The organism is uncultured Nitratireductor sp. (assembly GCF_913053745.1).
Classification (GTDB): Bacteria; Pseudomonadota; Alphaproteobacteria; order Rhizobiales; family Rhizobiaceae; genus Nitratireductor.
Genome location: NZ_CAJXGF010000208.1, coordinates 1 through 6,359 on the forward strand (window position 1 = coordinate 1; position 6,359 = coordinate 6,359).

6 protein-coding genes and 2 pseudogenes are annotated in these 6,359 nt (G+C 62.0%); 5 read left to right on the top strand and 3 right to left on the bottom strand.

Translation table 11 applies throughout. From position 1 onward, the window contains the following. From QZ638_RS21850 to QZ638_RS21870, 5 genes and pseudogenes are all read left to right on the top strand, one after another. Positions 1–551: pseudogene (locus QZ638_RS21850) on the top strand (helicase); the annotation flags it as partial. Positions 552–560: 9 nt separating this feature from the next. Then, on the top strand, positions 561–950 hold the full coding sequence (locus QZ638_RS21855) for an RNA-binding S4 domain-containing protein (protein ID WP_295814513.1): 390 nt from the start codon (positions 561–563) through the stop codon (positions 948–950). 138 nt (positions 951–1,088) lie between these two features. After that, positions 1,089–1,427 (top strand): ferredoxin FdxA, encoded by a 339-nt coding sequence (fdxA, locus tag QZ638_RS21860; RefSeq protein ID WP_295814515.1) that lies wholly within the window; start codon positions 1,089–1,091, stop codon positions 1,425–1,427. 378 nt (positions 1,428–1,805) lie between these two features. After that, positions 1,806–2,378 (top strand): CarD family transcriptional regulator, encoded by a 573-nt coding sequence (locus QZ638_RS21865; RefSeq protein ID WP_295814517.1) that lies wholly within the window; start codon positions 1,806–1,808, stop codon positions 2,376–2,378. Positions 2,379–2,713: 335 nt separating this feature from the next. Next, on the top strand, positions 2,714–3,571 hold the full coding sequence (locus tag QZ638_RS21870; protein ID WP_295814520.1) for an RNA polymerase factor sigma-32: 858 nt from the start codon (positions 2,714–2,716) through the stop codon (positions 3,569–3,571). Between the two features lie 41 nt (positions 3,572–3,612). Here QZ638_RS21870 and QZ638_RS21875 read toward each other — a convergent pair whose 3' ends face one another. The 3 genes and pseudogenes from QZ638_RS21875 to QZ638_RS21885 form a co-directional block, all read right to left on the bottom strand. Further along, the gene (locus QZ638_RS21875; RefSeq protein ID WP_295814527.1) at positions 3,613–5,016 is read right to left on the bottom strand and encodes a M48 family metalloprotease; all 1,404 of its coding nucleotides are present in this window, start codon (positions 5,014–5,016) and stop codon (positions 3,613–3,615) included. Positions 5,017–5,271: 255 nt separating this feature from the next. After that, a complete protein-coding gene (thiQ, locus tag QZ638_RS21880) occupies positions 5,272–6,018 on the bottom strand; it encodes a thiamine ABC transporter ATP-binding protein (protein ID WP_295814524.1) in 747 nt (248 codons plus the stop codon). Beyond that, positions 6,015–6,269: pseudogene (locus QZ638_RS21885) on the bottom strand (thiamine/thiamine pyrophosphate ABC transporter permease ThiP); the annotation flags it as partial. The gene thiQ and the pseudogene QZ638_RS21885, both read right to left, overlap by 4 nt. Positions 6,270–6,359: the final 90 nt, after the last annotated feature.

Consider the following 6,359-nt stretch of genomic DNA (forward strand, 5'->3'; position numbering starts at 1 on the left):
GGGAGGCAGAGACCGGTGCCGCCGCACCCGCCGAGACACCGGCCGAGAAGGTGGAGGCAGACGCGCAGAGCGAGCCGGTTGCCGTTGAGCCCAAGGCAGAAGCCGAGGCGACGCAAGCAACAGCGGCGGACGCTCCGGCGGAAGTGACGATGCCGGCTGAAGAGAGCAAGCCGGAAGCCGAAACACCGCAGGAGGCGGCGCCCCAGGTCGCTGGAGAGGCGTCCGAATCTGAGATTCCGGCGGAGAAAGCCGGAGAAACCGCAGAGGAAGAGGAAGCACCCAAGCCCGTGATCATTTGGCGCCAGGCCCGTTTCGACGGTCGCAAGCGTCATGGCGCCGGCAAGGGCAATCAGCGTCAGCAGGGGCGCGGGGGCCGTCAGGAGCGCGATGGTTCAGGGCACCGTGGCAAGCCGAACCGCAAGGATGGAGACAAGCCGGGCTTCAAGCGCAAGGGCGCGTCGCATCGCCCGCGTGAAGAGCGCCCGGCGCGCGTCGATCCGGATTCGCCCTTTGCCAAGCTTGCGGCCCTCAAGGACCAGTTGAAGAAGTAACGGTATGCGATGAGCGGCACGGTTTCGGAACGCCAGCGCATCGATAAATGGCTGTTTTTCGCGCGGGTGGTGAAATCCCGCTCGCTTGCTGCCAAGCTCGCACAGGCGGGCCGGGTGAGGGTCAACCGCAACAAGATAGAGCAGGCCGCTTACCAGATAAAAGTGGGCGACGTGCTTACGATCTCACTGGAACGGCGCGTTCTCGTTTACCGGGTTCTCGCGCCGGGCGCCCGGCGCGGCCCGGCCGAAGAGGCGCGCACACTCTATGAGGACATGACGCCGCCCGCTCCGCCCAAGGACGATACCGCCCGGGCGTCGCCGCCGAAACGCGATGCGGGCGCGGGGCGACCGACCAAGAAGCAGCGCCGTGCACTCGACCGCTGGCGCGACGAGCGGTGACCCGCGGCCGATCTCTGCTGTGCTTGGAATGGGATTCCGCGTGCGACGATTGCAGCGAAACAACGGGCCTTGCAACGGCTCTTTAAAGGGGCTACCTCACCTCTCGACATTCGAAGAAGCTGTCAGCCGAGAGCACCAATGACCTATATCGTCACCGACAATTGCATCAAGTGCAAGTACATGGACTGTATAGAAGTCTGTCCGGTGGACTGTTTCTACGAAGGCGAAAACATGCTCGTCATCCATCCGGATGAGTGCATCGACTGCGGTGTGTGCGAGCCGGAATGCCCGGCCGAGGCCATCAAGCCCGACACGGAGCCGGGCCTCGACAGTTGGCTACAGCTCAACTCCGAATATGCCGAAAAATGGCCCAACATCACGGCCAAGAAAGAGCCGCCGGCGGACGCCAAGGAATTCGATGGCGTCGAAAACAAGTTGGAACAGTATTTTTCGTCGGAGCCCGGCGAAGGCGACTGATCCTACTTTTCAACGGTGGGGCATAACGCTAAAAGATGTGGGGATCGCGCAGGAATCTGCCGCGACATCTTCGCACATGCGTCAAATTCTTGATTCTTTCGGCTTTTTGTGGTAGCTTCACAAAATCATGCCGGTGACAACACGCCTTTTAAAGGCGCTCACAGACTAATCACTGAAAGGTGGGGCTCAAAATCCAGGCCAGGGCAATCTGGGTCAGGGTGTTTGGTTTGCGTGGCGGGCCTTAGGTGCAGGCGCTGTCACCATTTCCCGGAGCTGAAATCTTTCATGGGCTCGAGAAGCCGGCAGGCGTTTGGGCATGAGGTACCGTCGAGGCGAGACGGTTCCAGCATGCCCCATTAAAACAGGAGTGTTAGGCGGATGACCACCCAGCAGAAAAAATCGGCGCAGCGCCAGGGTTTCAAAACTGGCGAGTATATTGTGTATCCGGCGCACGGCGTCGGTCAGATCGTTACGATCGAAGAGCAGGAAGTTGCCGGTCACAAGCTGGAATTGTTCGTCATCGATTTCCAGAAAGACAAGATGCGTCTCAAGGTGCCGGTTGCCAAGGCGACCTCCATCGGCATGCGTAAGCTTTCCGAAACCGATTATGTCGATCGCGCCCTCAAAGTTGTGCAGGGGCGTGCCCGCGTGAAGCGCACCATGTGGTCGCGCCGCGCGCAGGAATACGATGCGAAGATCAATTCGGGCGATCTGATCTCCATTTCGGAAGTCGTGCGTGATCTCTATCGCGCCGACAACCAGCCGGAGCAGTCTTATTCCGAGCGTCAGCTTTACGAAGCCGCGCTCGATCGCATGGCGCGCGAGATCGCGGCCGTGAACCGCATGTCGGAGACTGAGGCCGTTCGCCTGATCGAAACGAACCTGAACAAGGGCCCGCGCCGTGGCGCCAAGGCCGACAATGAGGAAACCGAGAAGGAAGAGGCTGCGTAAGTCTCTTCCCCCGGCGGTTCTCGAAAACCCGGCCGTTTCGGCCGGGTTTTTTGTTGCCCGCTGTCTATTTGCCTGTCGCCGGAACTTTTTTTGATTGCGACTCGTTACTTTAGGTGATGTCTCGTTGCTTCGGACGAGACCACCGCAGTTTGCGCAGTCTCGTCCGTGTTTCCGGGATATCCGCCATTGGCGTGGCCGCACGTGTTCGGACGGTGCGTCAACGACGCTCTGACTGATCGAACCGCGCATTGGCCAAGCGCCGGTGCGTTTGGGCTTGGAGGCCTGCAAATCCGTCACGATGGCGAAGGCGCGGGCCGATAACGCGGGAGTGCATCATGCAAGACCGGGCGGAACGCAAACTGATCGAAAAGGCCATGAAGGCGCCCTATCTGGCGCTGGAGGAAGAGCAAAGTCTGGCGAAACGCTGGCATAAGAAGCAGGACCAGCAGGCGCTTCATCACTTAACGGTTGCCCATATGCGGCTCGTCATTGCGATGGCGGCGCGTTTCCGCAATTTTGGACTGCCCGTGGCCGATCTCATTCAGGAAGGGCATATAGGCCTTCTGGAAGCCGCAGCCCGTTTCGACCCCGAACGCGGTGTTCGCTTTTCCACATATGCGACCTGGTGGATTCGTGCGTCGATGCAGGACTATGTGCTGCGCAACTGGTCCATCGTGCGTGGCGGAACGAGTTCGGCGCAGAAGGCGCTGTTCTTCAAGTTTCGCCGGCTGCGCGCCAAATTGCAGAAGAGCATGGGATCGGCCAGCGAAATCCACGAAGAAGCGGCCAAGCTGCTCGGGGTCAAGACGGCCGATGTGGCGATGATGGATGCGCGGCTTTCGGGCCCGGATCTTTCTCTCAATGCGCCGATGCGCGATGAAGGCGAAGCCTCCGCGGAACGGATGGAGTTCATTCCCTCCGAAGATGACCCGGTCGACGAAACGGTCGAACACATGATCGACGGCGAGCGCCGCGCGCTCTGGCTGACAGACGCGCTCGACGTTCTCGATACGCGCGAACTGAAAATCATCCGCGAACGGCGTCTCTCGGACGAGGGTGCGACGCTCGAAGCGCTCGGTACGGCATTGGGTATTTCGAAGGAGCGCGTGCGCCAGATCGAGAGCAGAGCGATAGAGAAACTGCGCAGTGTGCTCTCTCGAGAGCACCCCGCACTATCCGGCGGTACGGCCTGATTGTGGTTTAAGCCTGACGGCGGAGACGACGGGAAGCGGTCTTATCGGTCCGTGATGATCTTCACCCTGCTTCCGGCGGAAGGCGTTGCGCCCGGGCTGAGAGCGTTGAGGAGCCGAAAGAGCTCCACCTTGCGGTCGACACCGCGCATGCGCGCTGCAAGCGAGCCGAGCGTTTCGCCCGGTTGAACCGTAACCACACGGATGCGCAACGGCTTGAGGGCGGCGCGTTCGGCCTGATTCAGCACGCGAAAGCTCTGTCCGACCGAACCCGCCACCCGTTCGAGGTCGCCACTGGTCGCGGGTGCGGCCGTCAGCAAGCGGTAGACCTGTTCGCCGGAGCGGATGACCGTAACGTCGAATTGCCAGCCATCCGCGCTGGCACGGCCCTTCGCTGCCGGATAGCCGTTGATGGTCAGATTGCGAATGGTCTCGGGCTCCAGCCCGGCAACCCAGCCACTTGTCAGATAATCCGTCAGCGATGTGCCTTGCGGCACCGTCGCGCCGTCGAAACGGACCGCAATGTCGTCGGGGCCGACGGCGGTCACCGCCTTGGCGGAATTGTCGATGATGAAACCTTCGGGCACACGGAAAGCCACACCGAGGCCCGGATGCAGGAAGTCGCGCCCGCGCACGAAACCTTCTTCGGGCGAATCTCCGTAAATCATGCCGTCGAGGCCGGCGAGGAAGGAATCGCGGTCGCGTTTGCCGGCCACATCCGGCTGCTGCAACTCCCTTGCATGGCGTTGGGCCAGTTCGATGCGGCGCGGGGCGTTGGGGTGGCTCGCCAGAAAGTCGAGGCTTGCGTCGGTGGCGCCACTGACCGTACGAAAGCCCTGATAGGCGTCCATCGCCTGCAGGAAGCGTGCCGCCGCGAAAGCGTCGTAACCCGCGTGAGACGTGGTGCGGATGCCGATGCGATCGGCTTCCAGTTCCTGATTGCGCGAGAACTGCGCGAGCCGGAGCTTGCCGCGTACCAGGGCGGCCTGGGCGGCCTGATCGCGCCCGCCGACCACTTCGTTGACCACTTTCGACGCGAATTTCTCTTCCGCTTCCAGCTTTTGCCGTTCGATGCCGTGATTGGCGGTCACATGGGCCATCTCGTGCGCCAGCACGGCGGCCAGCTCGGCCGAATCGTTGGCCAGGGCGAGAAGGCCGCGTGTGACATAGAGATAGCCGCCCGGCAGCGCGAATGCGTTCACGTTGGGCGAGTTTAGAATGGTGATCCGGTAGGCCGCGCCTGTGTTTTGCTCGTCGAGCGTGAGCGATCCGACAACTTTCGCCACCATGCGCTCCAGCTTCGCGTCCGAATATTCGCCACCGTAGGTTTGCAGAATGCGCGGGTGTTGCTGGCGGGCAAGGCGCGCGAGGCGGTCGCCGCGCGTCACCGTGTCCACGGTGACCGGATTGGACGACGGCATGAAACTGCCCGTATCCGTCGGCACCATCTGGCAGCCTGACAAGACCGTGGAGAGCACCAGGGCAAAAGTGGCTTTGCGCGGAATGGAACGCGCGAAGGGCGGGAATTTCATGGTAGCTGGCGCTCGATTGGACAGGCGAATGTCCTTCCGGTTGATCTTGTCCAAAGCATGACCGGCTCTAATGCGCGAGTCACGCCTTTGGTTCCCTCAGCATAGCGTCATGTCCCGTCCGAAGCACGGTCTATCGTATCAGCTGCAAAAGGGGAATATGTTTGTTCCCGCTTATTTTGTTTCCCGGCGCGTGCCGATGTAACGGTTGAACGCGTCCGATGCTTGGCCGGCAATAAACGCTGCGGTTGTGCCGGTTGCGGAAATCCGCCCTTCCTCCACGAAGACCATCGTCCTGCAGAGTTGTTCCGCGTCGCGCGGATCGTGTGTGGCCATCAGCACTGTCATCCGCTGCTCGGCATGCAGCGTGGCGATCAGATCCAGCATCTCGTCGCGCAGCGCCGGTCCCAGAGAGGCGAAGGGCTCGTCCATCAATAGGACGGGACGCTTGCGGATGAGCACCCGCGCCAGCGCCACGCGCTGCCGCTCGCCGCCGGAAAGCGCTTGTGGCAGACGGTTTTCCTTGCCGGCGAGGCCCGTTCTGGTCAGCGCCTCAGATACGGCAGCGCGATCCTCTTCCGACAGCTTGAGCGCCGGCGAGCGGCCCAGCCCCACATTCTGCGCGACGCTGAGATGCGCAAACAGGTTGTTTTCCTGAAACACCATCGAAACCGGCCGCCGGTGCGGCGACAGCCCGGACACGTCACGGCCGCCGATCAGGATGTGGCCGGAAGCGGGGATCTCGAAACCGGCGATGAGGCTGAGAAGCGTCGACTTTCCCGAACCGCTCGGCCCCATCACGGCGACGATGTCGGAAGGGGCGATCGCGAGGTCGAAATCCATAGCACTTCCACCCGGATAGGCGAAGCGTAGCTTGTCCAGTGTGATTCCGGAACCTCTCCCGGCGTCGGCCTTGATCATGTCTTCTCCTTGCCGAGACGGTCGGCGGCGAACATCAATGCCAGACACAGGGCGCCCAGGAAAAGGGCGATGCCCGCCGCATCCGCCGTGCGGTAGCTGCCCATGCGCTGCAAGAGAAGGTAGGGCAGTGTCTGCACCTGGTCCGAACCGAACAGCGCGATCACGCCCAGATCGCCGAGCGAGAGGGCTGCGGCGAAAGCGAGCGCGGTGGCGGCCGGGCGGCGCAGCGCCGGCCAGTCGACCAGGCGCAGTCAGATCGGAAGAGCACACGTCGAACTCCAGTCACTGCCATATCTCGTATGCCGTCTTCTGCTTGAGCCTCTCGATGCGCTGGAAATCGA